Raw genomic sequence first — 26,649 nt, forward strand, 5'->3', positions numbered from 1 at the left:
GCGGGGCCGGGCAGAGGACGCCCAGGCACGTGGAAGCAGCCACTCCAAGGACTTCCGCACCCCGGCCGACAGCGTGGGCTCATGTCGCTCCGCCTTCCGTGCCGACGTTCGACGATGCCAGGAGGTCTCGGTGACGCCACCCGCGTGACCGTCCGTGCCGAAGCCCGGACCTCCTGCCGACCGTGAGCGGTGGTTCCAGCCGCGGCGCTCCGGCTACGCCTGGGAACAGGAGGGCCTGGAACACGTCCGGCGGCTGATGCCCAAGGCCGAGCCCTACCGTGCCTGGGCGACGTTCCAGTTCACCGGTCCCTCCGGTCGCGTCAACGAATGCGACCTGCTGATCGCCGTGCCCGGCGGGGTGTACCTGCTGGAGCTGAAGGGCCACCCGGGCCGGGTGGTGAACCACGGGGACACCTGGCAGTTCCACGACGACCGGGTGCGCACGCTGAAGAACCCGCTGCACCTGACCGACCTCAAGGCCAAGGAGCTCAAGGAGCAGCTGGCGCGGGCGGCGCGCGGTATGGGGGAGGACCCCAGGCGGGTTCCCTTCATCAAGCCGGCGGTCTTCCTGCACGACCCCGACCTGGTGAGTGAGCTCGACGAGTTCCAGCGCACGGCGGTGTACGGGCGTGACGGCGGCGGCAGCGGTCTGCCGGGCATCTGGGAGGGCTTGCTGGGCCTGCCGCCCGAGCGCGAGAGCTGGCGGGTCACCCCGCAGGCCGGCGCGCTGCTCGAACAGCTGATGAAGCGCATAGGCGTGAGCCACTCGACGGCTCACCTGCGCTTCGGCGACGACTGGCGGCTTCAGCCGCGCGCGCTGGACGCGGGCCCCGGCTGGGAGGACCGGCTCGCCGAGCGGGACGACGGCCTGGTGCAGGAGAGCGGCCGGGTGCGGATCTACCTGACCGGTGAGGCGGCATCCCAGCAGCAGCGGCAGCAGGTGGACCGGGCGGCCCGCCGTGAGTACCAGGTGCTGCAGGGCATCAACCACCGCGGCATCGTGCAGGCGGTGCAGATCCGCGAGCACGTCAGCGGCCCGGCGATCCTGTTCCGGCACCGGGCGTCGGACCTCCGGCTGGACGCCTACCTCGACGCGTACGGCGGCCGGCTCACGCCCGAGGTCCGCCTGGACCTGGTGCGGCAGCTCGCCGAGGCGGTGCGCTACGCCCACAACCGCTCCCTCTACCACCGTGCACTGTCCGCCCGGTCGGTGTACGTGTCGGCGGCGGAGGACGGCAGCGACCCGGTGCTGCGGATCGCGGACTGGCAGACCGCCGCCCGCGACTTCGAGACCACCCTGCACCGCACGCTCGGGGACACTCCGCTCGACGTCAACCTGATCGCGGACGTGGCACAGGTCTACCTGGCCCCCGAGACCGGTCAGGAGTTCGCCGACCCGGTGGACCTCGACGTGTTCGGGCTGGGCGCCCTCGCGTACCTGCTGCTCACCGGCCGCCCGCCGGCCGACCGGCGCAGCGCCCTGGTGGACCGGCTGAGGGAGGAGGGCGGGCTGCACCCCTACGCGGTCGCCGACGGCGTGTCCGAAGCGCTGGATCTGCTGGTCTTCCACGCGACGGCGGCCGACGTGCAGGACCGGATGGCGTCGGCCGACGAGTTCCTGCGGCTGCTGGACGCGGCCGAGGCCGACGCGGCGGCTCCGGAGCCCTCGGGTGCGGCGGTCGCGGACCCCCTGACGGTCCAGCCGGGCCAGCCCCTCGACGACACCTGGACGGTGGCCCGGGTGCTCGGCACCGGCGCCACGGCCCGTGCCCTGCTGGTGCGCCGTACGGAGGACGAGCCGGGCGGGCAGACGGATTCCCCGAGGGTGTTCAAGGTCGCGCTGGACCACGAGAAGGACGCCCGCCTGTACGCGGAGGCCAGGGCGCTCAAGGAGGTCGGGGGCGGCCGGATCGTGAAGCTGCTCGCCGAGCCGCGCGAGCTCGGCGGGCGCATGATCCTGGAGATCGAGTACGCGGGCGGCTTCCGTCCGCCCGGGGACAGGGAGCCGGTCAGCCTCGGCTCGCGGCTGCGCGGAGAGGGCTCGCTCGGCTACGACCAGCTGGAGCGTTTCGGCAACGACCTCTTCGAGGCCCTGGACAGTCTCTCCGCGCGCGGAGTGCGGCACCGCGACATCAAGCCGGACAACCTGGGCCTGTTCAAGCGCAGCGACGGGTCCTGGCAGCTGATGCTGTTCGACTTCTCACTGGCCGACGCGCCCGACCAGGACCTGCACGCGGGCACGCGTGGCTATCTCGACCCGCTCCTGGGCGGCAGCAGGCGCGAGCGCTACGACGACCACGCAGAGCGGTACGCCGCCGCGGTGACCCTGCACGAGATGGCCACGGGCGAGCGCCCGGTGTGGGGCGACGGCCAGAGCGACCCGCTCACCGTGCCGGACGCCGAACTCCACATCGCCGACGAGCTGTTCGACCAGGCGCTGCGTGACGGCCTGACCACGTTCTTCCAGCGGGCCCTGCACCGCGACGTCGAGCAGCGCTACGACAGCCTGCGCGAGATGCAGGAGGCGTGGCGCCGGGTGTTCCGCACGGCGGACAAGGCACCCCCGGCGACCACGCCCGCCACGATGGGCATGACGGCGGAGGACATCGAGGAGGCCCGGGACCAGGCCGCCGCGGTGGCGGGTCCGAAGACCCCGCTGGACGCGGCGGGCCTGTCACCGCGGGCCGTGTCCGTGGCCGCCGCCCTCGGCGCGTCCACCGTGGAGGCCCTCCTCGACATCCCGCCGCACACGATCTCCCGGGCCCGCGGCGCGGGCAACGTGATCCGCAAGGAACTCAACCGCCGTCACCGCCAGTGGACGCAGGCCCTGCGCAGGCGCCCCGCACCCCGCACCCCCGTGGCCGTCCCGGTGGACGCGCCCGAGGAGGCGGTGGAGTCGGTGGAGACGCTGGCGGCGCGGCTCACGCCCCCGGAGGGCAAGCGCCGTACGAAGCCCCGCCCCGACGTCGTCCGTGCCACGCTCCAGCTGCCCGGCGGCGAGCGGCTGGAGCCGTGGCCCGCCCAGCCGGCCATCGCCAGGGCCCTGGGTATCAGCCAGCCCACGGTCTCCCAGCACCAGCAGGCCGCGATCGAGCTGTGGGCGGCGCTGCCGTGGCTGCGCCGGGTCCGTGACGAGCTGGCGGCGATCCTCTCCGAGCAGTGCAGGGTCGCGACCGCCGAGGAACTGGCCGCCGAGCTGCGTGCCCGGCACGGGGCGGGTGACGGGGACCCCGCCGACACGCTGGCGCAGGCACTGGCCGTGGTCAGGGCGGCGGCGGAGGCGGAGTCCCGCAAGCGGGAGGAGGACACCGGTCCCGACGGCGAACCGCCTGCCCGGCTGGCCGTGCTGCGGCGCGGCGGACGGGTGGTGCTGGCCCTGGAGGACCAGCCGGGCGCCGACGATCCCACCCCCGCCGAACTCGCGGACTACGCGGCCGTCCTGGGCGAGGCGGCGGCCGACGTCGCGGGCCGTGACCCGCTGCCGGGCCGGGCGACGGTGCTGCGCGAACTGCGCGCGGTGCCCGCGCCGGAGGGCATGGCGGCCATGGCCGACACCCGGCTGGTCGACCTGGCGGCGGCCATGGCGGGCGGCGTCGCGGTCTCTCCCCGGCTCGAACTCTTCCCGCTGGACCTGGACCTGGTCCGCGCCCTGCGCATCTCCCAGGCCCCGGCGGGGGTGCGCGCCGACACCGGGGTAAGCGCCGCGGAACTCACGGCCCGGATCCGCGCGCGGTTCCCGGGCCTGAAGGTGCTGGCCGACACCACCTACGTGGAGTTCGAGGAGGCCCTGGCCCAGACCGACTTCCCGCTCCGCTACGACCGCCACCGCAAGCGGTTCATGCCGAGGGTCCGCGAGTCGGCCGGCAGCCGCCACGAGCCGTCGGTGTCCCTCCTCACCAGCACCGGCACGCTCATCGCCGCCGCGCAGAGCGAGCTGGCGCTGGGCCGTGACCCACGCCGGGCCAAGGAGGCGCAGCTTCTGGCGGCCCACAGGCGCGGCGGTTTCCTCGCGCTCACCGTCAAGGCGCCCAAACTCCCTGGTGTGGCAGAGCGGTTGGCGGAGCGCTTCGACGTCGTGCCGGTCTCGCTGGACGACCTGTTCCTCACGGCGCTGAGGGAGCTGGCCGGGGAACAGGGCGTCGAGTGGCAGGCGCTGCTGCGCGCGGACGCCGTGTTCGCCGCCTCGGGCACGCTCGGCGCGGGGCTGGCCTCGTATGCGCGGGCCGCGTCCGAGCGGGTCGTCGCACGTGCCGTCGCCCTCGCGGAGCAGTCGGGGCCGCGTGCCGTGCTCTTCGCCCAGGAGGCCGCGCTCGTCGCCCGCTACTGGGCGGCCGGCGGCCGTGAGCTGCTGGTCGCGCTCCAGGAGGCCGCCCGCCACCCGGCGAGCGCCCCGCACGGCCTGTGGCTGCTGGTCCCCATGGAGGACCCGGAGGCGTCGCCCGCGCTGGACGGCCGCACGGTGGACGTCGTGGACCAGAGGAGCGAATGGGTACAGCTGGTCGGCTTGTTCCTCAAGGAATTGAAGTCCGATGAGGAAAGGGCGGGGGAGTTGACAGGCCAGGGGTGACAAGTGGCGTTCATGCGAACGGTGTTGCATCCCCTTTTCCCTGCCGCCTCCGGCATACCCGGCCTAAGATCGATTGCGTGCCGGAGACCTTACAAGAGGACCACTTCGCGAAAGCCGCCGCGCGTCACTTCCACGACGCCGCCTACTGCCACACCGACGATCGTCTGCCCACGGCCGACCACCTCTACGGGTTCGCGGCGGAGTGCGCGACGAAGAGTCTGCTGCTGCGGTTCACGGACGTGAGGATGGGCCCGTCCAACAGGCCCGAGGCTCCGCATCCCGAGCATCCTGACGATCCCGACCACACTCTCAAGTTCGGTCACGTCAACGAGCTGATCAGGGAGATCAAACTGCTCGCGCACGGCCGGACGGGTGCGGTGCTGCACACGGCGCTCGACGCCGACCTCAAGGTGTTCAGGAGATGGCACGTCAGCACCCGCTACACAGACGGCACTTATGCGCAGGTCGAGATGGTGAACCGGCGCCGGGACGCAGCCCGCCGGATACTCTCCCTGCACGAACAGGCACTGCTCAACGGAAGGCTGCCGTGACCTTCTTCCCGTTTCCCGTCCGCTTCGACGAGGCCCGGCAGCGTGCCTTCGAGACCGCCCGTGCCGCGGCCGGACAGGGTTTCCACGTCGTGCTGGTCCGGGACGTGCTCGGCCGCTTCTCCCTCGTCGTCGACGACCAGGGGAAGGAGAAGGAGACGGTACGCAGGTTAGCGGCGTCCTGGGAGACGGAGTTCACCGACCGTCTGGGCCGGTACCGGTCCGGTCAGCCGGTGCTGCTGGCCTCGGACATGTTCTCGGCGGACACGCTGCTGACCTCTCCGCGCGCGGTGGCGGACCCCGACGGCCCGGCCGGAGCCGGCTCCGTCCGTTTCCTCGACAACACCGTCGTCGGTGAGGACTGGGCCATCGTGTCCCCGCCCGGTGACGGGACCGGCGGCGTCCATGCCCACCGCACCGCGCTGTACGGCTTCAAGGGCGGTGTGGGCCGGACCACGGCGATGGCCGTGCTGGCGCGGCATCTGGCCGACCGGGGGCACGCCGTCCTGGTCGTCGACCTGGACCTGGAGTCACCGGGCGCGGGCCCGCTCCTCATGGGCCGGGACCTGCCCCCGCACGGGCTGGTGGACCAGCTTGTCGAGGACGCGGTCGGCAACGCCGACGGCCTGGAGATCGTGACCCGTTCCTCGTACGTCCCGCCCCGGGCGGCGGACGGCCGTTTCGGGGAGCTGTGGGTGGCCCCGGCCCGCGGCAGGGGAACGGACGACGTGCCCTACTCGTACGCCGACAAACTGAACCGTGTCTACGCCGACACCGCCGACGCGGCCTTCGCGGACCGGCTGGAGCAGGCGGTGTGCGCCTGCGAGGACGCGGTGGAGCGGGACAGCGACACCGGTCGCCGCCCGGACGTCGTTCTTCTGGACAGCGGAGCCGGTATCCATGACGTGGCGGCTGTGGCCATCTCCCGGCTGAGTGACCTGGCGCTGCTGTTCGGCTCCCACAACGAGCAGACATGGATGGGCTACGGCGACCTGTTCGCCGCCTGGCAGTCCTCGGGGCAGGCGTCGCGCATCCGGGAGAAGCTGCGCATGGTGGCCTCGATGGTGCCCGACTCCGTGCATTACCCGATGGACAGCTACCTGGAGGCGTTCCGCAAGCGGGCGTTCGAGTGCTTCGCGGTGCTGTACGACACGGTCGCAGCGGTCGACGTACGGGACGTCGACGTACGGGACGCCGAGGCCTTCGCCGAGGCCGCCGCCTCGGCGGGGGACGCCTTCTTCGCCCCGACGCTCGCCGACGACCAGGCACCGCACTCGCCCATCCCGATCCTGTTCGAGCCGGGTCTGGTGGGCATGGACGCGGTCAACGCGCCGGGCTGGCAGGACCGTGCCTTCGTGCAGGCCGCGTACCGTGACTTCCTGGACGGAGCCACCGCGCTGATCGATCAGGCGCTGCGAGCCGGCCGGGACCGGGAAGGGGCGCGGGACACGTGACGAACGAGGCCACCCTCACCGCACATGAGTACCGGGACCTGCTGTCGGCGGCGCTGGAGGAGTCGCTCTACGGCGACACCCGGGAGCCGACCGCGCACACCCTGTTCATGCCGGACTCGCACCGTACCGCCCTCTACGTGGACAACGTGGTCGTGCCGGGCGGCCGGGGCGTCGGCAAGACGTTCTGGTACCGCACGCTTCTCGACGACAAGCTGCGCGAGGTCGCCGCAGCCGAGTACCGCATCAACCGACTGCGCCGTCTCAGAGTCCACCCCGGACACGGACTGGACCTGCGCCACGACTGCTATCCGGGACCGCCGGACCTGCGCGCCCTGGCCGAGGCCGGCGAGGACCCCTACTACCTCTGGTACGCGGTGCTGTTGACAGCGCTCGAGCAGGAGGAGCTGCGCGAACTGCCCGAGTGGCGGGACAGGGTCGCCTGGGTGCGCGCCCACACCGGTCAGGCCCAGCGCACGGTGGAACGGGCGGACCGCGAGGCGCATGAGGCGAACGTCGTCCATCTGCTTCTCTTCGACGCCCTGGAGCATCTGCACCCCGACCGCGAGCAAGCCGACCGGCTGGTCGGCGGCATCCTGCGGCTCGCCCTGGAGATGCGGTTCGGCACACGCAACATCCGCTTGAAGGTGTTCATCCGCCCCGACATGTTCGAGGCCGCGAAACTCGCCTTCGCCGACGCCGCGAAGCTGTCCGGGTACGCGTCGGCCCTGGAGTGGAGCCAGACCGACCTGTACGGTCTGCTCTTCCACTGCCTGGGCAATGAAGACGGCGAACAGGCCGAGCTGGCACGGCGGTTCCGCGAGGTCACCGGGGGCTGGGAGACCGATGAGAAGGTCGCACGGCACGAGCCGCCCCTGCTGCTGCGCAATGTCGCGGAGGTCCAGGAGAAGCTCTTCGCTCAGATCGCCGACCCGTTCATGGGCGGTAACTACCGCAAGGGGAGGCCCTATACCTGGCTGCCGAACCACCTCATGGACGGCAGGGGAAAGATCAGCCCCCGCAGCTTCCTCCAGGCCCTGGCGACGGCCGCCGACGCCACCCGCACAAGCCACCCCTCCCATGACCGGGCCCTGCACCACGAAGCGATCCGCGCCGGGGTGCAGGCCGCTTCGAAGCGGCGGGTGGAGGAGGTCAGCGAGGACACCCCCTGGGTGAAGCTGGCGATAGAGCCGCTCGTGGGCTGCCAGGTGCCCATCGAGAAGGAGAAGGTTCTCGAGCTGTGGAAGGCGGCCGACCTACCGGCCGCGCTCGCCCAGGACGCGGCTCAGTACATGCAGGCCGACAAACCGTCCCTCGTCCGCACCGGCCCCCGCCACCCGGACGACCTGCCCCGGCTGATCACCGAGCTGATCGAGCTGGGCGTGATGACGGAGCGGCGCAGCGACGGCCGGCTGGACCTGCCCGACGTGTACCGGATCGCCTTCGGACTGGGACGCCTGGGCGGTGTTCCCCGGCCGAAGCCCTGAAAACCGCGGGTGAGCGAAGGAGGGCGCTCCCCGAGGGGGCGCCCTCCTCATCCGGTCAGTGCACCAGGTTCACCACAGCCACACAGTGCGGGTCGTCCTCTGGGGACTCGAACAACTCACGCTCCTGCGAGCGTGGGAACACCTCGGCGATCACTGCCGGTCCTGCCTCCGCGAGCCGCACATCGCAGCCCACCACATCGGGATCGCCCTGGTGCCGCACGTACAGCCGCATCCGGCCCTCGTCGAGGTACAGGAAGCCGACCAGCAGAGACTCCGCCTTCTCCCGCTCCTCGTCGCCCGGTGCCGGACAGTTCAGCGTGGTCAGCAGCGCGTACGCCCGGTCCTCCGGACGCTCCTCGTAGGGCACGTCCTCCGAGAGCCTGATCAGCGGTGTACCGAGCACGGTGTCCACTTGGCCGCCGGAGTAGAAACGCACTTCGCCCGCCTCGTGCCGTACGCGGCTGACCGCATCCCACGGGCTCAGCATCTCGTCCTGCCGGGAAAGCGGGATCTCGTAGATGGTGAGGAGGTCATGGACGTCCGCTTTGCGTTTGCCGAGGGCGATCCGTAAGGCCGGAGCCTGGTGGGGGGCCGGGAGGACGCCGCGGACGCGGAGCTTCTTCACGAGGGGCGCCTGTGTGTAGCGGATCATGTGGCCGGTCACGTCGGCCTGTGCGACGGCCACTTCCCACGGCGTCATACGAACGTCTCCCTGTCAGCGTGTGAACTGGGCGGTGGACTGGTTCATCCAGTTGGGGCACTTCGTCATGCCCTTGCAGAAGGCGGTGATGACGCCGATCATCTGACCCTTCCCGGCGTCGTACCGCTTGTCCTGGGTGCGGCGGGTGACCTGCGCCTTGACGATGATCTTCACCTGCGGGTGCTTGCCGTCGAAGGCGTAGCCCCAGTATTCCAGCCCTCCCTTGCCGTCGTTCTTGTCCGGCTTTCCGTTGAGGGGGGCGTTGACGATACGGCAGGTGCGGATGTTGTGCCTGCCGGAGAAGTGGGCCCAGCCGAGTTCGCTGTTGCCGATGCGGGTGGGGACGTTCCGTCCGTCCCAGTCCTTCTGCTGGCACTTGACTGTTTTGTTCCAGTGTGGGGCGGCCTGCGCGGAGCCCACCTGGGTCAGGGCCAGGAGGCCAGCCGAGAAGGCGACGAGCGATGCTTTCGCGATCTTCTGCATGTTCTCCGACCCTGCCAGACAACTGCCCGGCGAAATACCTGATTTCTGGTCATCCTGGCTCAACGGGACACGGACGGATGATTCAGTTCGAGGGTGGACCGGACGGAGGTGCTGGGCGGGACCCGGTCGCCTCTGGCCGTGGCCGAGATCGTGTCCCCGCGCGGGGCGTGCACCGGCTGGTGCCGGTACCTGACGGTTGGCGGAGCCGACCTGGCAGGATTGGCGGGCGCGCCGTGTGCACACGGCGGGTCGGTCGGGATGGAGAGGTTCGCCGGTGTCGTCTGAGGAAGTCCGTGACGCGCAGTCGCCCGCGGGAAGCGCGCGAAAGAGCCATGACGCGCTGCTGAAGGACTTGCAGAAGCAGGTCACTCTGCTGGAGCGGGACCTCAGGGAGCGGGCGGCCGGCGAGGAGTTCGACGCGTCACTGCGGGCCGAGTACCGGCGGGCCGACGAAGAGGGCCGTACGGGCGTCGGCTACGAGACCTGGCTCGACGACCGGCTGGTCCAGATCGCCGCCGCGTGGGTCCTGGCCTGCGTCTTCGTCCGGTTCAGCGAGGACAACGGGCTGATCCCGGAGGCCTGGCTGTCCGGCCCCGGCGAGCGGCTGGCCGAGGCGTAGGACCGCCACGACGACCACTTCCGCGCCCACCCGGAGCACAACGACCGCGACTGGCTGCTGGAGGCGTTCAACGCGCTCGGCGAGGCCCACCCGACGGCCGCGAGCCTGTTCGACCAGCGCTTCAACCCGCTGTGGGAGGTCACCCCCTCCTACGTCGCCGCCACCCGCCTGTTGACCTTCTGGCGCGAGCGCGACGCGGAGGGCCGGATCCGCCACGACTTCACCGACCCCGAGCTGGACACCCACTTCCTCGGCGACCTCTACCAGGACCTCTCCGAGCACGCCCGCAAGACCTACGCCCTGCTCCAGACGCCGGAGTTCGTCGAGAAGTTCATCCTCGACCTGACGCTGGAACCGGCCGTGGAGGAGTTCGGCCTCGACCCCGTGTGGAAGCACCGGCCCGAGGGCTGGCGGGGCGAGACCGACGAGGACGGCCAGGTCCGGGGCCTGCGCTGCATCGACCCCGCGTGCGGCTCCGGGCACTTCCTGCTTGGCCTGTTCGACCGCATCTACGCCAAGTGGCGTGCCCTGGAGCCCGGTGTGGACCGCTGGGTGCACATCCGACGCACGCTGGAGTCCGTCCACGGCGCCGACAAGAACCCGTACGCGGCCGCCATCGCCCGCTTCCGTCTGCTGGTCGCCGCGCTGAAGGAGGGCGGCGTACGGGAACTGCGGCGTGCGCCGGCCATGCCCATCCGGGTCGCGGTCGGGGACTCGCTGCTGCATGGGCGGGAGGCCGGGCAGGAGGCCGAGGCGACGTTCGACGACGTGGTGCGGGGGGAGGTCTTCACGTACCGGACGGAGGACGTCAACGAGTACGTGCGGGAAGTGGACCTGCTCGGGCGGGGGTCGTACCACGTGGTCGTGGCGAATCCGCCGTACATCACGGTCAAGGACAAGCAGGAGAACCAGAACTACCGGGACGTGTACTGGGCCTGCTCGGGCAAGTACGCGCTGTCGGTCCCCTTCGCCCAGCGGATCTTCGAGCTGGCGCTGCGGGCGGGTGGGAGCCGTCAGGACGGTGGCTTCACGGGACAGATCACGGCGAACTCGTTCATGAAGAGGGAGTTTGGGAAGGTACTGATCGAGTCGTTCTTCCGTGGGGGGCCTTACAAGGACCCCAAGAGCAAGCGGAAGCGTGACTTCGGTGGTGTGGATCTGACGCACATCATCGATACGTCGGGGGCGTATATCCCGGGGCACGGTACGCCGACGGTGATTTTGGTGGGGCGGAACCAGGTGGCTCGGCAGGCTAAGCCTATTCGGGCTGTGCTGGGGGTACGGGGTGAGGCCAGCATTCCTAAAGAGGGCGCGCTTGGGCCGGTGTGGGTCGCGATCACTGGGCAGGTGGGGAAGCCTGGGAGTGAGTCGGAGTGGGTGAGTGTTGAGGATGCGACGCGGGAGCGGTTTGCTTCGTTTCCTTGGTCGCTGAGTGGTGGTGGTGCAGGTTCTCTCCTGGAACAGATCGAGGCTGCTGCGCGATCCCGCCTTGGCTCGGTCGCTGACTCGCTCGGTATCACCTGTTTCACCTTGGAGGACGACCTCTACCTGCTCCCCGAGAGTGCGGCGCGGAGGGCCGGGGTTGCTGCGCAGTGGACTCGCCCGATGGTCACCGGTGACCTATTGCGCGATTGGGCGGAGGGAGACTTCGAGTATGCCCTTTTCCCGTATACCGAAGAGTTCGCGCCCATTGATGTGGAGCGCGTTGATTCTCTTCATCGGTTCATGTGGCCGAGCAGGACGACGATTGCTAATAACATTCTCTTCGGCAGAAAAACGAAGATGGAAGGAGGGCTTAAATGGTCAGAATACGGGCGGCTGACCTCAAGTAAGCTTCGAACGAAGCTGTCGATCGGGTACGGCGAGGTTGCTACGCATAACCACTTTATACTGGATCGAGGAGGTAAGGTATTCAAGCAGACGGCGCCTGTTGTCAAGTTTCCTGAAACGGTCGACGAAGATCAGCATCTGCAGATCATGGGGATGCTGAACTCGTCGGCGGCGTGCTTCTGGCTGAAGCAGGTAAGTCACGATAAGGGAATTCGAGGAGAGGGGGGAGGGTTCACGAGTAGTGATTGGGAGCGCTTCTATCGGTTTAGTTCATCTAAATTGCAAAGCTTTCCCATTCCCGCCGTGCTTCCTCTTGGCCTGTCTCGCGAACTCGACACCCTCGCTCAGAAGCTGACTAAGTATGAGCCCTCTGCCGTCACCGTCTCCACCACCCCCACCCGTGCCGCTCTCGACGAAGCCAGCAAGGCTCAAGACCGCATCCGTTCGCGGATGGTCCTTCTTCAGGAGGAGCTGGACTGGACGGTCTACGGAGCGTACGGGCTGCTCACCGCTAAGGAGGTCGCGACGGCCACCCTGCCTGGGGATCCCGCCGAGCTGACCGACGAGGATGTACCACAACTCAAGCTCGGCCAGCGGGCCTTCGAGATCGTGCTGAAGCGGCAGGCTGACGCCGGGGAGATTGAGACCGTCTGGTTCGAGCGGCACAGATCCCAGGACACCGCCGTCTCCGATATCCCCGCCGAGTGGCCCGAGGCCTACAAGAAGGTTGTGCAGGCCCGGCTCGACCTCATCGCCTCCCACAAGGACATCCGGCTCCTCGAACGCCCTGAGTACAAGCGCCGCTGGTCCACCGAGGAGTGGGAGAAGCGGGAGGCTGCCGCGCTGCGTACCTGGCTGCTGGACGCAGCCGAGCGCGAGGAGCTGTGGTTCGGGGAGCGTGGTGAGTACACCGCACCCCGCACTCTCACCGTGTACCAGCTTGCCGACGCCCTGCGTCACGACGAGGACGTCCAGGCCGTCGCCGCGCTCTATGCGGCCGACCACCTCAAGAAGTCCGAGGCGTCCCTCGCCACCGTGCTCCAGGCCGTCATCGAGGCCGAGCACGTCCCCTACCTCGCCGCTCTCCGCTACAAGGAGACCGGCCTGCGCAAGCGCGCGCAGTGGGAACGGGTCTGGGACCAGCAGCGCGAGGAGGACCGCGACGGCGTACGGCTCGACATCAAGGTCCCGCCCAAGTACAGCGGCGCCGACTTCCTCCGGCACTCCTACTGGTCGAACCGCGGCAAGCTCGACGTGCCCAAGGAGCGGTTCATCTCCTACCCGGGTGCCTCCACCGACAGCGACCCCTCCCTGCTGCTCGGCTGGGCCGGCTGGAACCACCGCGACCAGGCCGAGGCCCTCGTCAACCTCATCATCGACCGCGCGGCCGAGGACGGTTGGCAGCGCGAGGATCCCCGGTTCGTGCCGCTGCTGGCAGGTCTGCTCGAAGTCATGCCTTGGGTCCACCAGTGGTACGACGAGTACGACGAGGAGTGGGGCGACAACCCGGCCCAGGAGTTCCAGACCGCGCTGAACAAGGGCTGCACCGAACGCCACCTGTCGGAGGCCGATCTCCGCGCCTGGCGCCCCGAGAAGCGGCGGGGTGGACGAGTGAAGTCCGCCGAGTAGCGACAGGGCAACGGGGGTGGGACCGTCAGTCGGCGGTCCCGTCTCCGGGCGCGTCGGTCGGCGGCCGTTCCACGACGAAGGAGCCCTTGCCCCGCACGGTGACGATGAGTCCTCGTTCGCGGAGTTCCTGTGCGGTCCGCCGCGCGGTGAGCCGTGCCACGCCGTACTCCTCGGCGAGGTGGTTCTCCGAGGGGATCGGCCTGTCCGGCGCCAGTTCCCCTGACCTGATCTTCTTCGCGATGACATCGGCCAGCTGGACGTAGAGCGGCTTGGCGCTCATCGGGTCCAGAATCGGCTTCCGCTCCTCTGTATCGCTCATGTGTCCAACGTAGGCGTGCACCTACCTGCACGTTCGGGTGGATCCCTCCCTACTTGTATGTAGAGGGATGCATCCTGCGCTAGCTTCAGCAGTAGAAAGACCCCGGCGAGGTGGCTAGACCTCCCGGGGCACGGCCAACGCTTACCAGGAGCGTCGACATGTACGACCTTATCCGCCGCCTCGCCCATTGGCTGAGCCTTCTCTTCGGCCCCGGCACCGGAACCCACCGAGCGGGCGACCCCCACCCCCGCCGTCACCGCCCCGCGCACCTCACCCCCCACCCCGCCGACTCCCTCTGCCTCCCCCTCCACCGCTCCCCGTACTGCCTGCACCTCCCCCTCGACGGCACCGAGTCACGCCTCGTCCGCCCCTACCTCACCGCCCACGAACAGAAAGAAGCACGTCAGCGGCGCCGCCGTCTCACACTCGTCCTCGCCGCCGACTTCGGCATCGACCTCGACCAGCACGTGATCGGCGCGGAGAGGGCGGCGGCCTGATGGATTCCCTCACCACACTCCGGCTGCTGCCCTGGCTCTCCCCGGAGGGCAAGCCCTGCTTCCTCGCCAACGGCAGCGAGGGCGGGTACATCTCCCGCCTGGCCGACGAGACGGAGGACCTGCAACTGGCCGAGGGCCTGGAGGTGCTCGTCGAGGCCCGGCGGCTGCTGCGCGACCCCCTGTCCCCGAACGTCGAAGTGCGCTACGCCGCGATCCGGCTGTCCGAGTGCCTGGCCGACGTACTGCGCGTGGCCGAGTCCCGTGGCCGGCGCCTGCCCCCGTCCGACACCGGCGACTCCGAAGACATCAGGGGTGACGAGAACGGCGGAACCGATGACGGCGGCCCGGGAACTCGGTCATGAGCCCCCGGACCGCCGAGGCGGGCTATCGTCGGAGTCACCGTGCGCCGAAGGAGCACAAAGGAGTACATCCGGTCATGACCGCACACGCCGCAGAACCCACGCCGGTCGTTCCGCCCATGCCCGAGCGGAACCCGAAGGCGCTGCGCGCCGCCATCGCCCAGCACGCTCCCCAGCTCCTTCCCGACTTCGACGACCACTGGAAGTGGGCCGTTGCGGACGCGTACGACATCAGCACCGTGCCCGCGTTCATGGCCCGCTGGTGGGGCGAGTACGCCATCGCCCGGGATCCGAAGCTCGACGCGCACATGGCTGATCTCCACCAGCGCGCGTCGGAGTCCACCGACATCGCCGAGGCCAAGGCACTCATCGAAGAGGCCGCAAAGATCCGCTACCGGGCGCGGGAGGTGCGGCCCGGCCAGTGAGTGTGATGTCCGGCGTCCGGTGAGCCGCCTAAAGCCCCGCACACCACCCCCTCCCGCCCAGCCGAGCTGGCAGGATGGAGGGCGTGTGTGCGGGGCGCGGGTGACCGCGGGGCTCCGCCGGGCAGCCGGCCGGGTGGTGGCCGGGCGGGACGCTGTGGGAAGCAGGGGCGGTTGATGGCCAGGGGTGGCGGACATGTCGCACTGAAGGACGTTCTCGACATCAAGGAGGACGCCCACGCCGGCGACTTCAAGGTCGAGCTGTCCCAGGGGTTCGGCGGCGCCTCGGCCGGTTCCGTGGCGGACTACGTCGTCACCGAGCAGCTGGCGAAGGAGTTCGACAAGGCGCTGAGGCTGGTGCGCGGCGCCGTGCGGAAGAACTCCTCGTACGCCGCCTACCTGCACGGATCGTTCGGCTCCGGTAAGAGCCACTTCCTGACCGTGCTGCACGCCGTGCTGAACGGCGACCCGGCCACGCGGACCAAGTCCCGGCTGCGCGAGGTGATCGCCGACCACGACGACTGGCTGCGGGGCCGGAGGTTCCTCATGGTGCCCTACCACCTGGTCGGGGCCGCCAACCTGGAGTCGGCGCTGCTCGGCGGCTACGTCAAGACCGTACGGGCCCTGCATCCCGAGGTTCCCGTTCCGACCGTGTACAAGTCGGACGCGCTGCTGGCCGACGCCCGCGCGCTGCGGGAGTCGCTCGGCGACGAGGCCTTCGTAAAGCTGCTGCCCACCGCCGCGCCCGCCGCCGGGGACGGGCTGACCCCCATCGGCGCGGGCGCGGCCCCGGCCGCCGGGGACGGCCTCGTGCCCATCGGGTCCGTCGCCGCCACGCCGTGGACCGGTGCGGAGCTGGACGCCGCCTTCGCGGCCCCCGGGGGCGACCCGGGCCGTGAGCGTCTGGTGTCCGCGCTGATCAACGGCCCCATGAAGTCGTACTCGGGCGGCGCGGAGGGGTACAAGTCGCTCGACGACGGCCTCAGCGAGATCAGCAGGCACGCCCGCACGCTCGGCTACGACGGCGTGGTGCTGTTCCTCGACGAGCTGATCCTGTGGCTCCAGGCCCGGATGCGGGAGCGGACCTGGGTCAACGAGGAGATCCAGAAGCTGGTCAAGCTGATCGAGTCGGACAACCCCGACCGGCCGGTGCCGATCGTCTCCTTCATCTCCCGCCAGCGGGACCTGTCCCAGCTCGTCGGCAAGGACATCCTCGGCTCCGACGTGCAGAACATGGAACAGGCGCTGGAATACCTCAAGGAGCGCTTCACCGTCATCAACCTGGAGGACCGCAACCTCCCGGAGATCATCAAGGAGCGCGTGCTCAAGCCGAGGCCGGGTCAGGAGGAGGTGCTGAACGCCGCCTTCCGGGGCATCGACAAGTCGAACCAGCAGGTCAAGGACGTCCTGCTGGACGACAAGGGCGCCACGCACGCCGGCTGGGACGACTTCCGCGCCGTCTACCCGCTCTCGCCCGCGCTGCTGAACGTGCTGGTCGCGCTCTCCGGCGCGCTCCAGCGCGAGCGCAGCGGTCTCAAGCTCGTGCAGCAGCTGCTGGAGAAGAACGCCGACGCCCCGCTCGGCAGGCTGATCCCGCTCGGCGACCTGTGGGACGTCCTCGTCGACGAGACGGGGGCCGCCTTCACCGACCAGCTCGCGCACGAGGCGGAGGCGGCGAAGAAGTTCCACGCCAAGGCCCACCAGTTCCTGCTGGGCAAGTACGGCCGGGCCGACCATCCCGACCTGCTCGCCGACGACCGGTTCGTCAAGACGCTGCTGCTCGCCGCGCTGGCGCCCGAGGTGCCCGCGCTGCGCAGGCTCACCGGCGCCCGGCTCGCCGCTCTCAACCACGGGTCCGTGCAGTCGCGGACCGTGCCCCCGGCGACAAGGTCGCCGAGCGGATCGCGGCGCTGCAGGGCCAGTTCATCACCGAGGTGCGCAGCGAGGGGGAGACCGACCCCGTCTTCTCGCTGCACCTGTCCGACCTGGACGTCGAGCCGATCCTGGCCGCCGTCGCCGGGGAGGACAAGGACGGCGTGCGCCGGGTGTGGGTGCGCGACCGGCTGTGGGACCTGCTCGGCGTCAAGCAGGGCGAGTTCATCGACCAGAAGGACGTCGTCTGGCGCGGCACCAAGCGCACCGTCGAGTTCGTCTTCGGCAACGTCTGCGAGTCCCGGAAGCTGTCCGACGAGCAGTTCACCCCGGCCACCGGCGGCAACATCCGGTTCGTCGTCGACTACCCGTTCGACGAGGACGGCCGCACCCCGTCGTACGACTACCAGCGGGTCAAGGAACTCCAGCAGAACGGTGTCGAGGAACCCACCCTGGTGTGGCTGCCCGACTTCTTCTCCGAGCAGCGCAAGGCCCAGCTCGGCCGGCTGATGCGGATCTCCTTCCTGCTGGAGCGCAACCGGCTGGACGAGTACACCCGCACCTTCGCCCCCGACGACCGCGCCAAGGCCCGCCGCCAGCTGGAGCTGGGCCGCGACACCCTCACCCGCACCCTGGCCGACTCGCTCGGCGAGGTGTACGGCATCTCCGAGCCGAAGGAGGGCACCAAGGCCGCCGAGGTCGTCGACGGCCGCCATGTGCTGTCGCTGCTGCCGAAGTTCCCGCGGCCCGAGCCCGAGGGCGGCAAGACGTTCGCCGACAACCTGCTCCACCTCGCTGACGGCATGTTCGCCGCGCTGTACGACAAGCACCCCGACTTCGGCCCCGACCCTCGCAGCGGGAAGCCCAAGGCCGTCACCTTGGGCGAGCTGCGGACCACCCTGGAGTGGATCACGCGGGCCATGGACGAGGACGGCCGCGTCGAGGTCGGCAACAAGAACGATCTCGCCACGGTCAAGCGGATCGTGGAGCCGCTGGAAATCGGCACCGTCCATGACGGCCCGCTCGTGCTGCGCGCGGACTGGCGTACCCGGATCAACCAGGTGGCGGCCAAGCACGGGGAGCGCGACCTGCTCAAGGCCGAGGACATCCGCCGCTGGATCGCCGACGACCTCGGTTACAGCGGTCTCGACCGGCAGGTGGAGAACCTCCTCATCGCCGTGTACGCCCTGCTCGACGACCGCGCCTGGGTGTACCACTCCGGCCCGGAGACCGCGGCGCCCGAGCTGACGGCGATCGGGCCCGGCTGGGCCCTGCGCGCCCAGCCGCTGCCCGCCAAGGACGTGTACGAGACCGCCCGGGACCAGGCCGCCCGTCTGTTCGGCGTGCCGTCCAAGCCCAACCCGTACGCGCGCAACGTCAACAAGCTCGCCGAGGACGTCCGCGCCAAGGCCGGGAAGTTCGAGGACGACGTGGTGGCCGTACGCGCCACCCTGGAGCGGCACGCCGCCCTGCTCGGCCTCGCCGGCGCTGGTCCCGCCCCGCGCTCGGTGGTCCTGCGGGAGGCCGCCGGACTGCTCGCCCGGCTCGGCCGGCACGCCACCGACGCCACCGCCCTGGTGGAGGAACTGGCCGCCGTCTCCTACGAGACGTCCGCCCGCGAACTGGCACACGCGATGGAGAGCGCCGAGGACGTGCTGAACGCCCTGGACGCCACCGACTGGCGGCTGCTGCAGAGCGTGAGCGAACTGTCCGGCCGTGACGACAGCGTGGGCGACCGCGCCGGACGGCTGCTCGCCCAGATCGCCGAGGCCGCCCGCGCCCCGGAGTTCGAACGGTCGCTGATGACGGTGCTCGACGGCGTACGGGACACGGCGATGGCGATCGTCGACGCGGCGCTGAAGGTGGAACGGACGGCGCCTCTGCCTCCGGCCACGCCGGTCCGGCCCCTTCCCGGACCCGAGCAGGTGTCCCTGACCGAGCACGGGAATCCGGCCGTGCCCTCGCAGCCGGTCCTTCCGCACCCCGCCGACGGGGAACCGACCGTGCCTGTCCCGGGGACGGCGGCCGGAGCGACCACCGGGGCAGTGGCCACCGGGGCGGCGGCCGCTTCCGGCCGGGGCGTCCGCCGGGTCATCGGCGCCGGGACCAGCGGCCTGGAGGCCCTGCTGACCGAACTGGCCGCCGTGCGACGGGAGATCGAGGAGTTCCGCGCGGGGCACCCGGACACCGAGGTGGAGATCGTCTGGCGCAGGGCCGACGGCACCGGCAACGACGACGGGGGAGCGGACCGTTGACAGCCACGCGTCCCGTCGTCGGCCGACGCGCGATCGAGATCCTGCTGCAGGCCGAACTCCCGGGCGCGGCGGGAGAGCGGCTCGTCCTGGTCGACGCCGCCTACGAAGCCCGAGGCCGGGAGACCGAGTTCACCCTGCGCGTCGACGGCCGCAGCCGTCGGGTCCGGGTCAGCGACCAGGACTCCGTGCTCGGCATCGTCGACGCATGGCGCCGGTACCGCGCCGAGGCCGGCCCGGACGGCACCGGCGTCCTCGTCGTCACCGGTCAGGTGCCCGCCGACCAGCTCGGCTGGGACCTGCGGGCCCACGCCGTACGCCGCCACCCGCTCGCCGTCGACCGAGCCGACATCGTCAAACAGCTCTTCGGCGCCGCCGACCTGGACACCCGCATGGCCGGGGAACGCTGGCTCCTCGACGCCCTGCTGGAAGCCGAACCCGTCGACGGCTGGCCGCGCGCCGGTGCCGTCCTGACCCGCGACCGTGCGGTGCGGGCCCTCATCGCCGCCCGGCTCGGACTCGGCGACACCACCGCCGACACCCTCGACCTCGACGCCGACACCCTGTTCACCTGGTCCCGCAACCCGGCCGGCCCGGCCCGCTTCGCCGCACTGCCCCCCGCCGAACGCGACGGGATCGGCGAATGGCTCGCCCGGACCGTCGGGTTCGCCGCACCCACCCTGCTCGCCCTCGCCGCCGACGGGCGGGGCACGGACGCCCTGCCACTGGGGGCGCTCGCGTCGGCCGCGCTGTCCTCCACGGCGGCCGAAGCGGCCGGCTTCGCCCTCGGCACCCTCTTCGGCCCGGCGCTGTCCTCCTTCGACGCGCTGCGGCCCTTCGCCAACGCCGCCACCGGCGTCCTCAGCCGGTGGATCGCCCAGGCCGAGGGCAGCGGACCGCAGCGCGCCGAGGCCCGCGACCGCGTCCTCGACGTCCTCGGCCGCGCCGACCGGCTCGCCGCCGAGGCCCGGCTCAGCCCGCTGATCGGCGCCGACCAGCTGCTGCCCTCCGGATACCAGGCACGGCTGCGCCGGCTGGCCGGCCTCCTCGACGGACCGGCCGCATCCGTCGAAGCCGCCCTGCAGGAACTGACGGAGCACCAACTCGGCGGCATGTACGCCGACTCCACCGAGACGGCCCGTACCGCCGTCCGGCTGGTGCGCTGGACGCAGTCGCCCCTGCCCGCGGTCGAGTCGGTGGCCCAGGGGGTCCGCACCCACCTGGCCTCCTCCGGCTGGGCCGACCTCGCCGTGGGGATCCTCGCCGAAGGGGAGACGTCCCGGGACCCGGCCGTCGCGGACGCCTACCAGCGGCTGATAGGAGCCGTACGCGCCCGCCGTGCCCTGCTCGACGAAGCTTTCGCCAAGAGGCTCGCCCTGTGGACGGAGACCGCCTCCCAGCAGGCGCCCGGCGGTGCCCTGCTCGTCGAGGACGTCCTCGCCGAGGCGGTCGCGCCCCTCGCCCGCGACGGCGGCAGGCCGCTGATCCTGGTCCTGGACGGCATGAGCGCCGACGTGGCCGTACAACTCGCCGGCGAGCTGGACCGGAGGGTGTGGACCGAGATCGTGCCCAAGCCCCGGCAGGGCACCGGGGCGGTTTGGCAGGCCGCGGTGTCGATGCTGCCGTCCGTGACGCGCACCAGCCGCGCCTCCCTGCTGTGCGGACAGCCGACCGAGGGCGGACAGGACAAGGAACGCGCGGGCTTCGCCGCGTTCTGGAAGAAGCGCCACCGGGGCGCCCACCTCTTCCACAAGGGCGGCTACGAAGGCCCGCCCGGCCACCGGCTGGCCCCCGAGCTGCTGCACGCCCTGGCCTCCGAGGACGTCGTCGCGGTCGTCCTCAACACCATCGACGACGCGCTGGCCGACGGCCGGGAGGGCGCCCGCGGCCGGTGGTCGCTCGGCGACGTCGCCAAACTGCCCGACCTGCTGAACGCGGCCCGCGACTACGGCAGGCCCGTCGTCCTCGTGTCCGACCACGGCCACGTCCTCGACCGCACCCCGCGCGGGCAGCCGTCGGCCGCGGCCGACGGCGCCGAAGGCGCCCGGTGGCGCACCGGCACCCCGGGCGACGGCGAGATCGCGGTGGCCGGACCGCGGGTGCGCACCCGCACCGGCCGGGCCGTCCTGCCGTGGCGCGAGGACCTGCGCTACACCGCCCGGCAGGCCGGATACCACGGCGGTGCGTCCCTCGCCGAGGTCACCGTTCCCGTGATCACACTGGTGCCGTCCGCCGACCGGATCCCCGCCGGCTGGACGCTGCTCCCGGCCGAGCGCATCGCGCCGGGCTGGTGGCAGGGCAGTGACGAGAACACGCCCGCCGCCGAACCGGAGCCCGTCCTCGGCCGGACGCACCGGCAGGAGCCGGAGAGCGAGAGCGGCTCCGTGGTGCCCGGCCGGGCCACCCTCGGGGAGCGGACCGTGCAGTCGGCCCCGTACCGGGCGCAGCGCGAGTTCGTGCGGCTCGCCCCGGCCGACAAGGCGGTCGCCGCCGCACTCGACGCGCTGCTCGCGGCCGGCGGAAAACTGTCGCCCGGCGCGGTGGCGGCCGCGGCGCAGACGGCCACCGGCAAGTCGCAGCGCAATCCGGAGCGCTTCGCCACCATGCTGGAACGCCTCCTCAACGTCGACGGCTACCCCGTGCTCCAGCTCATCGAGTCCGGACGCACCGTCCAGCTCGACAAGGCGCTGCTCACCCAGCAGTTCCCGGGAGACGCGGCATGAGGGGGGTGAACACGCCCGGACCGGACGTCAGCCTCGCCCGCAGGCGCGACGTGATCGACGCCCTGCGGCGCGGCACCGTGCCGCAGGCCGGCCTCGGCCTGTTCGCCGTCGGACTGGAACGCTTCGAAGCCGCCCTCGACGACGACCTTGCCACCGTGGCCCGCGGCGGCTCCGCATTCCACGCGCTGCGCGGCGAGTACGGCTCCGGCAAGACCTTCTTCGCGCGCTGGCTCGCCGAACGGGCCAAACGGCGCGGCCTCGCCGTCAGCGAGATGCAGATCTCCGAGACCGAGACCCCGCTGCACCGGCTGGAGACGGTCTACCGGCGGCTCGTCGAACGCCTCACCACCGCCACCCACCCGCCCTCCGCGCTCCGGGCGGTCGTCGACTCCTGGTTCTACGCCCTGGAGGAGGAGGTCCTCGACGGCGGCGACATCGCCGACGACGACGAGGCGGCGCTCGCCCAAGCGGTCGACGAACTGCTGGAACGCCGGCTCGCGGACGTCGCCCGCACCACCCCGGCCTTCTCCGCGGCCCTGCGCGGCTACCGGCGGGCCGTGGCGGCCGGGGACGGCGCGCACGCCGAGGCCCTGATCGCCTGGCTCGGCGGGCAGCGGTCCGTGGCGGCGTCCGCCAAGCGCGCCGCCGGCGTGCGGGGCGACCTCGACCACTTCGCCGCACTCGGCTTCCTCCAGGGACTGCTCACCGTTCTGCGAGACTGCGGGCATCCCGGGCTGCTCCTCGTCCTCGACGAGGTGGAAACCCTGCAGCGGGTGCGCAGCGACGTACGGGAGAAGTCCCTCAACGCGCTGCGCCAGCTCCTGGACGAGATCGACGCCGGCCGCTTCCCGGGGCTCTTCCTCGTCATCACCGGCACCCCGGCCTTCTACGACGGCCGGCAGGGCGTGCAGCGCCTGGCACCGCTCGCCCAGCGGCTGGCCACCGACTTCACCACCGACCCGCGCTTCGACTCCCCGCGCGCCGTACAGCTCCGCCTGCCCGGCTTCGACCTGACCTCGCTCGGCGAGCTGGGGCGCAAGGCGCGGGACCTGTACGCGGGGGCCGCCCGCCACCCCGAGCGGCTCGCCGAACGGGCCGACGACGCCTATCTCGACGAGCTGGCCCGCGCGGTCACCGGCTCCCTCGGAGGCAAGGCCGGCATCGCGCCCCGGCTGTACCTGCGCAAGCTCGTCGCCGACGTGCTGGACCGGGTCGACGAGTTCGCCGACTTCGACCCACGCGTGCACTACGCCCTCACCCTGCGCAGCTCCGAACTGAGCGAGACGGAGCGGAACGCGGCCACCGGTGCGGGAGACGTCGAACTCGACCTGGACCCGTCGTGAGCACCACCCCGGAACCCGCCGAGGACGTTTTCGACCTGCTCGATCCCGTCCTCGGCCACCACATCGTCAACTCGCTCGGCTGGCGCTCCCTGCGCCCGCTGCAGGAGGCGGCGATCGAACCGCTCCTGGGCGGCGCGGACGCCCTGCTGCTCGCGCCCACCGCCGGGGGCAAGACCGAAGCGGCGGCCTTCCCGCTGCTGACCCGCATGGGCCGGCACGGCTGGAAGGGCACCAGCGTGCTCTACGTGTGCCCGCTCAAGGCCCTGCTCAACAACCTGCACCCCAGGCTGCGCACCTACGCGGAATGGGTGGGCCGTACCGCCGAACTGTGGCACGGCGACGTCACCTCGCCCCGTCGGCGCCGCATCCTCGCCTAGCGCCCCGACATCCTCCTCACCACACCGGAGTCCCTGGAATCGATGCTGGTGAGCACCCATGTCGACCACCGCGCGTTCTTCTCCGGACTGCACGCCGTCGTGGTCGACGAGGTGCACGCCTTCGCGGGTGACGACCGGGGCTGGCATCTGCTGGCCGTACTGGAGCGCCTGAGCCGGGTCGCCGACCGTCCGCTTCAGCGGATCGGCCTCTCGGCCACCATCGGCAACCCGGAGGAACTGCTGGCCTGGCTTCAGGGCGCAGGTCGGGGCCGGCGCCCGGCCAAGGTCGTGGCCCCCGACCTCGTCGAGCGGACCGGACCCGGCCCGGCCACCGGGGCGGCAGCACCTGCGGCGCCACCGCCCGGGGACATCGAACTCGACTACGTCGGTTCCGTCGCGAACGCGGCGACGGTCATCGCGGCCCTGCACCGGGGCGAGAAGCGCCTGGTCTTCTGCGAAAGCCGCCGCACGGTCGAGGAACTGGGTGAGCAGCTTCGCCTGAGAGGTGTCACGACCTTCCTCTCCCACGCCTCTCTCTCCGTCGACGAACGACGCCGTGCCGAGGCCGCCTTCGCCGAAGGCCGTGACTGTGTCATCGTCTCGACCAGCACCCTGGAGCTCGGCATCGACGTGGGAGACCTCGACCGGGTCATCCAACTCGACGCGCCGTCCACCGTCGCCTCCTTCCTGCAACGCCTCGGCCGTACGGGCCGACGCCCCGGCACCAGGCGCAACTGCCTGTTCCTGGCGCTCGACCGTGACGGGCTGCTCTCCGCGGCCGCACTCCTGCTCCAGTGGTCCCGAGGCTGGGTGGAACCCGTGGTGGCGCCGCCCGAGCCCCGCCACCTGGTGGCCCAGCAACTGCTGGCGCTGTGCCTGCAGGAGCACCGGGTCGGCGAGAATCTGTGGCAGGAGTGGTGGCGCGGCACGGGACCCTTCGCCGCGGACGCGGCCCCCGTGGTCCGACATCTCGTGCAACAGGGATACCTGGAGCAGGACGGCGGGCTCCTCTTCGTCGGACCCGAGGCGGAACGCCGCTTCGGACACCGCCACTTCATGAACCTGACGGCGGTGTTCACGGCTCCGCCGGAGTTCACGGTCTTCAGCGGACGCAACGAAATCGGACGCACCGACCCGGACCTTCTCACCGAGCAGATCGAAGGTCCCCGGAAGTTGCTGCTCGCGGGCCGGAGCTGGCTGGTGACCTACATCGACTGGACCCGCAGGCGCTGCTTCGTCGAGCCTGCCGACGGGGGAGGGCGTGCCCGGTGGAGCGGTTTCGGCACCGAGCGCATTCGCTCGTTCGCCCTCGCCCGTGCCGTCCGCGACGTCCTCCTCGGTGAGGACCCGCCGGTCGGCCTGACCAAGCGGGCCACATCCAAACTCGCCGAGGCACGCGACGCACAGCTGCACACCGTCCACCCGGGCGGGACCGTGGTCACCCGGACCACTGACGGCGACGTCCGATGGTGGACCTGGGCGGGGCACCGGGCCAACGCCACGCTGGCCGCGTCCCTGTCGTCAGCCGTGGTCCCGCGCCGACGCGTCGACGACGCGTGGATCCCAATCCGTGAGGGCTTCACCGCAGAGGATTGGAAGACCGCCTTCGCGGACACCCGCAGGGGACTGTGCCTGCCGGAGATCGACGAACGGGCAGTGCGCGGCCTGAAGTTCGGCGAAGCCCTGCCGCCGCGACTCGCCGAGGCAACGCTCGCCGCGCGTGGTGCCGACGAGGAGGGCGCCCGCAAAATCCTGACGGAGCCAGTGCGTTTCGTCACGCTCACCGGCGTTTAGGAGCGGACCTCGGCCGAGCAGCAGGTACGACGAGGCCCGCACCTTGCTGCATCGTGCGGCCCCGCAGCGCGTGCTATGCCGACCAACGGCATCTGCGTGCTGCGGGGCCGTCGTGGTCCGGTCAGGCGCTGGTCAGCGCGGCCTGGCCGCGGTCGGCCTTCGTCGGGCCGGCGGCGGAGGGCCGGACGTCGAAGTCGAACATGGCGGTGGGGACGTACAGCGAGCAGCAGGCGTTGGGGATGTCGACGATGCCGCTGATGCGCCCCTCTATGGGGGCGGAGCCGAGCAGCAGGTAGGCCTGCTCGCCGCTGTAGCCGAACCTCTTGAAGTACTCGACTGCGTTGAGGCAGGCCCGCCGGTAGGCCAGCGTCGCGTCCATGTAGAAGTTGGTGTCCGTGTCGTGGTCGACGGAGACCCCGATGAAACTGATGAACTCCGTGTAGCGCGGCTCGACGTTACCGGGCATGAACACCGGGTTGGTGGTGATGCCGTACTTCTCCATGCCGCCCTTGATCAGGTCGACGTGGAAGTCGATGAAGCCGCCCATCTCGATGGCGCCGCAGAAGCTGATCTCTCCGTCGCCCTGGCTGAAGTGCAGGTCGCCCGCGGAGAGCTTGGCGTCCTTGACGTACACGGGGAAGAAGGCCCGCGAGCCGCGGGTCATGTTCTTGATGTCCTGGTTGCCGCCGTTCTCACGGGCCGGCACCGTGCGTGCGCCTTCCGCGGCGATGCGGGTGGCGACGTCTCCGGTGGCCTTGCCGGCGAGCGCGTTGTTGGCGTCCGGAGGTACGGCGAGGGGCGGGACCCGGTTCGGGTCGGTGTCGATCAGCGCCTTCTCGCGGGCGTTCCAGCGCGCGAGCATCTCGGCCGACGGTGCCGTTCCGAACAGCCCGGGGTGGGTGATCCCGGTGTAGCGGATGCCGGGCAGGTGGCGGGAGACCGCCTGCTGGCCGTGGAAGTTCCAGATGGCCTTGTAGGAGTCCGGGAAGTAGTCGGTCAGGAAGCCTCCGCCGTTGGCCTTGGCGAAGATCCCGGTGTAGCCCCAGCCCTGGCCCGCCGCGTCCCCGCTCTGCTGCGGCACGGGACCGAGGTCGAGGATGTCGACGACGAGCAGGTCGCCGGGTTCGGCGCCCTCCACGCCTATCGGGCCGCTGAGCATGTGAGGGATGGTCAGGTCGATGTCGCGCACGTCGTTGGCGGAGTCGTTGTCGCCGATCTGGCAGTCGGTCCAGTCACGGGTCTCCATCCGGAACTCCGCTCCCGGCTTCACCATGGTGGCGTTGGGGACGTCGGGGTGCCACCTGTTGTGTCCGGGAACGTCCTGCTCACGCATCGACTTGGTTTGGTCCACACGGAAGATGATTTCGGGCATGACAA

The 26,649-nt window shown here is 70.9% G+C and carries 15 protein-coding genes and 2 pseudogenes; 13 read left to right on the forward strand and 4 right to left on the reverse strand.

Annotation, left to right across the window (positions count from 1 at the left end; genetic code table 11):
• Nucleotides 1-154: 154 nt before the first annotated feature.
• The 4 genes from pglW to ACX25U_RS21185 all read left to right on the forward strand — a co-directional run bounded on the left by pglW (nucleotide 155) and on the right by ACX25U_RS21185 (nucleotide 8,053).
• Complete coding sequence (pglW, locus tag ACX25U_RS21170) at nucleotides 155-4,567, forward strand: BREX system serine/threonine kinase PglW (protein WP_454382297.1); 4,413 nt, start codon at nucleotides 155-157, stop codon at nucleotides 4,565-4,567.
• Nucleotides 4,568-4,644: 77 nt separating this feature from the next.
• A complete protein-coding gene (locus ACX25U_RS21175) occupies nucleotides 4,645-5,118 on the forward strand; it encodes a hypothetical protein (protein WP_454382299.1) in 474 nt (157 codons plus the stop codon).
• Nucleotides 5,115-6,569 carry a KGGVGR-motif variant AAA ATPase gene (locus ACX25U_RS21180; protein WP_454382300.1) on the forward strand — a complete coding sequence of 485 codons (1,455 nt, stop codon included), beginning with the start codon at nucleotides 5,115-5,117 and terminating at the stop codon, nucleotides 6,567-6,569. Before ACX25U_RS21175 ends, ACX25U_RS21180 begins: the two co-directional genes overlap by 4 nt.
• Nucleotides 6,566-8,053: a hypothetical protein gene (locus ACX25U_RS21185; RefSeq protein ID WP_454382301.1), complete on the forward strand. Its 1,488-nt coding sequence runs from the start codon at nucleotides 6,566-6,568 to the stop codon at nucleotides 8,051-8,053. The genes ACX25U_RS21180 and ACX25U_RS21185 overlap by 4 nt, the downstream gene beginning before the upstream one ends.
• Before the next feature lie 55 nt (nucleotides 8,054-8,108).
• On the opposite strand, the gene ACX25U_RS21190 is transcribed toward ACX25U_RS21185, so the two are convergent.
• On the reverse strand, nucleotides 8,109-8,753 hold the full coding sequence (locus tag ACX25U_RS21190; RefSeq protein ID WP_454382302.1) for a hypothetical protein: 645 nt from the start codon (nucleotides 8,751-8,753) through the stop codon (nucleotides 8,109-8,111).
• A gap of 15 nt (nucleotides 8,754-8,768) precedes the next feature.
• Nucleotides 8,769-9,236: a hypothetical protein gene (locus ACX25U_RS21195; protein WP_454382303.1), complete on the reverse strand. Its 468-nt coding sequence runs from the start codon at nucleotides 9,234-9,236 to the stop codon at nucleotides 8,769-8,771.
• A 274-nt stretch (nucleotides 9,237-9,510) separates the two neighbouring features.
• Here ACX25U_RS21195 and ACX25U_RS21200 point away from each other — a divergent pair, with 274 nt between their 5' ends.
• Both ACX25U_RS21200 and pglX read left to right on the forward strand, forming a co-directional pair.
• The gene (locus ACX25U_RS21200) at nucleotides 9,511-9,855 is read left to right on the forward strand and encodes a hypothetical protein (RefSeq protein WP_454382304.1); all 345 of its coding nucleotides are present in this window, start codon (nucleotides 9,511-9,513) and stop codon (nucleotides 9,853-9,855) included.
• 12 nt (nucleotides 9,856-9,867) lie between these two features.
• A pseudogene (pglX, locus tag ACX25U_RS21205) lies at nucleotides 9,868-13,314 on the forward strand (BREX-2 system adenine-specific DNA-methyltransferase PglX); the annotation flags it as partial.
• A gap of 25 nt (nucleotides 13,315-13,339) precedes the next feature.
• Here the strand turns inward: pglX and ACX25U_RS21210 are convergent.
• The gene (locus ACX25U_RS21210; protein WP_454382305.1) at nucleotides 13,340-13,633 is read right to left on the reverse strand and encodes a GntR family transcriptional regulator; all 294 of its coding nucleotides are present in this window, start codon (nucleotides 13,631-13,633) and stop codon (nucleotides 13,340-13,342) included.
• Between the two features lie 158 nt (nucleotides 13,634-13,791).
• On the opposite strand from ACX25U_RS21210, the gene ACX25U_RS21215 reads away from it, so the two are divergent.
• The 7 genes and pseudogenes from ACX25U_RS21215 (at nucleotide 13,792) to ACX25U_RS21245 (ending at nucleotide 25,272) form a co-directional block, all read left to right on the forward strand.
• On the forward strand, nucleotides 13,792-14,130 hold the full coding sequence (locus ACX25U_RS21215) for a hypothetical protein (RefSeq protein WP_454382307.1): 339 nt from the start codon (nucleotides 13,792-13,794) through the stop codon (nucleotides 14,128-14,130).
• Nucleotides 14,130-14,492, forward strand: a complete 363-nt coding sequence (locus ACX25U_RS21220; RefSeq protein ID WP_454382308.1) for a hypothetical protein — start codon at nucleotides 14,130-14,132, stop codon at nucleotides 14,490-14,492. The genes ACX25U_RS21215 and ACX25U_RS21220 overlap by 1 nt, the downstream gene beginning before the upstream one ends.
• A 74-nt stretch (nucleotides 14,493-14,566) precedes the next feature.
• On the forward strand, nucleotides 14,567-14,914 hold the full coding sequence (locus ACX25U_RS21225; protein WP_454382309.1) for a DUF6247 family protein: 348 nt from the start codon (nucleotides 14,567-14,569) through the stop codon (nucleotides 14,912-14,914).
• A 174-nt stretch (nucleotides 14,915-15,088) separates the two neighbouring features.
• Nucleotides 15,089-17,293, forward strand: coding sequence for a hypothetical protein (locus tag ACX25U_RS21230; protein ID WP_454382310.1), 2,205 nt, complete (start codon nucleotides 15,089-15,091; stop codon nucleotides 17,291-17,293).
• Nucleotides 17,294-19,034: 1,741 nt separating this feature from the next.
• On the forward strand, nucleotides 19,035-21,758 hold the full coding sequence (pglZ, locus tag ACX25U_RS21235; protein ID WP_454382311.1) for a BREX-2 system phosphatase PglZ: 2,724 nt from the start codon (nucleotides 19,035-19,037) through the stop codon (nucleotides 21,756-21,758).
• Nucleotides 21,755-23,101, forward strand: a complete 1,347-nt coding sequence (gene brxD / locus ACX25U_RS21240; protein ID WP_454382312.1) for a BREX system ATP-binding protein BrxD — start codon at nucleotides 21,755-21,757, stop codon at nucleotides 23,099-23,101. Before pglZ ends, brxD begins: the two co-directional genes overlap by 4 nt.
• Nucleotides 23,098-25,272: pseudogene (locus tag ACX25U_RS21245) on the forward strand (DEAD/DEAH box helicase). Before brxD ends, ACX25U_RS21245 begins: the two are co-directional and overlap by 4 nt.
• Before the next feature lie 121 nt (nucleotides 25,273-25,393).
• Here the strand turns inward: ACX25U_RS21245 and fmdA are convergent.
• Nucleotides 25,394-26,644, reverse strand: coding sequence for a formamidase (gene fmdA / locus ACX25U_RS21250; RefSeq protein WP_454382313.1), 1,251 nt, complete (start codon nucleotides 26,642-26,644; stop codon nucleotides 25,394-25,396).
• Nucleotides 26,645-26,649: the final 5 nt, after the last annotated feature.

It is taken from the genome of Streptomyces sp. JNUCC 63, from assembly GCF_054366325.1.

Excerpts from the sequence above, each read along its gene's own strand:
- brxD (WP_454382312.1), top strand. The coding sequence starts at position 21,755 with ATGAGGGGGGTGAACACGCCCGGACCGGACGTCAGCCTCGCCCGCAGG.
- ACX25U_RS21220 (WP_454382308.1), top strand. The coding sequence starts at position 14,130 with ATGGATTCCCTCACCACACTCCGGCTGCTGCCCTGGCTCTCCCCGGAG.
- ACX25U_RS21190 (WP_454382302.1), bottom strand. The coding sequence starts at position 8,753 with ATGACGCCGTGGGAAGTGGCCGTCGCACAGGCCGACGTGACCGGCCAC.
- ACX25U_RS21215 (WP_454382307.1), top strand. The coding sequence starts at position 13,792 with ATGTACGACCTTATCCGCCGCCTCGCCCATTGGCTGAGCCTTCTCTTC.
- ACX25U_RS21225 (WP_454382309.1), top strand. The coding sequence starts at position 14,567 with ATGACCGCACACGCCGCAGAACCCACGCCGGTCGTTCCGCCCATGCCC.
- ACX25U_RS21230 (WP_454382310.1), top strand. The coding sequence starts at position 15,089 with ATGGCCAGGGGTGGCGGACATGTCGCACTGAAGGACGTTCTCGACATC.
- fmdA (WP_454382313.1), bottom strand. The coding sequence starts at position 26,644 with ATGCCCGAAATCATCTTCCGTGTGGACCAAACCAAGTCGATGCGTGAG.
- ACX25U_RS21195 (WP_454382303.1), bottom strand. The coding sequence starts at position 9,236 with ATGCAGAAGATCGCGAAAGCATCGCTCGTCGCCTTCTCGGCTGGCCTC.
- ACX25U_RS21210 (WP_454382305.1), bottom strand. The coding sequence starts at position 13,633 with ATGAGCGATACAGAGGAGCGGAAGCCGATTCTGGACCCGATGAGCGCC.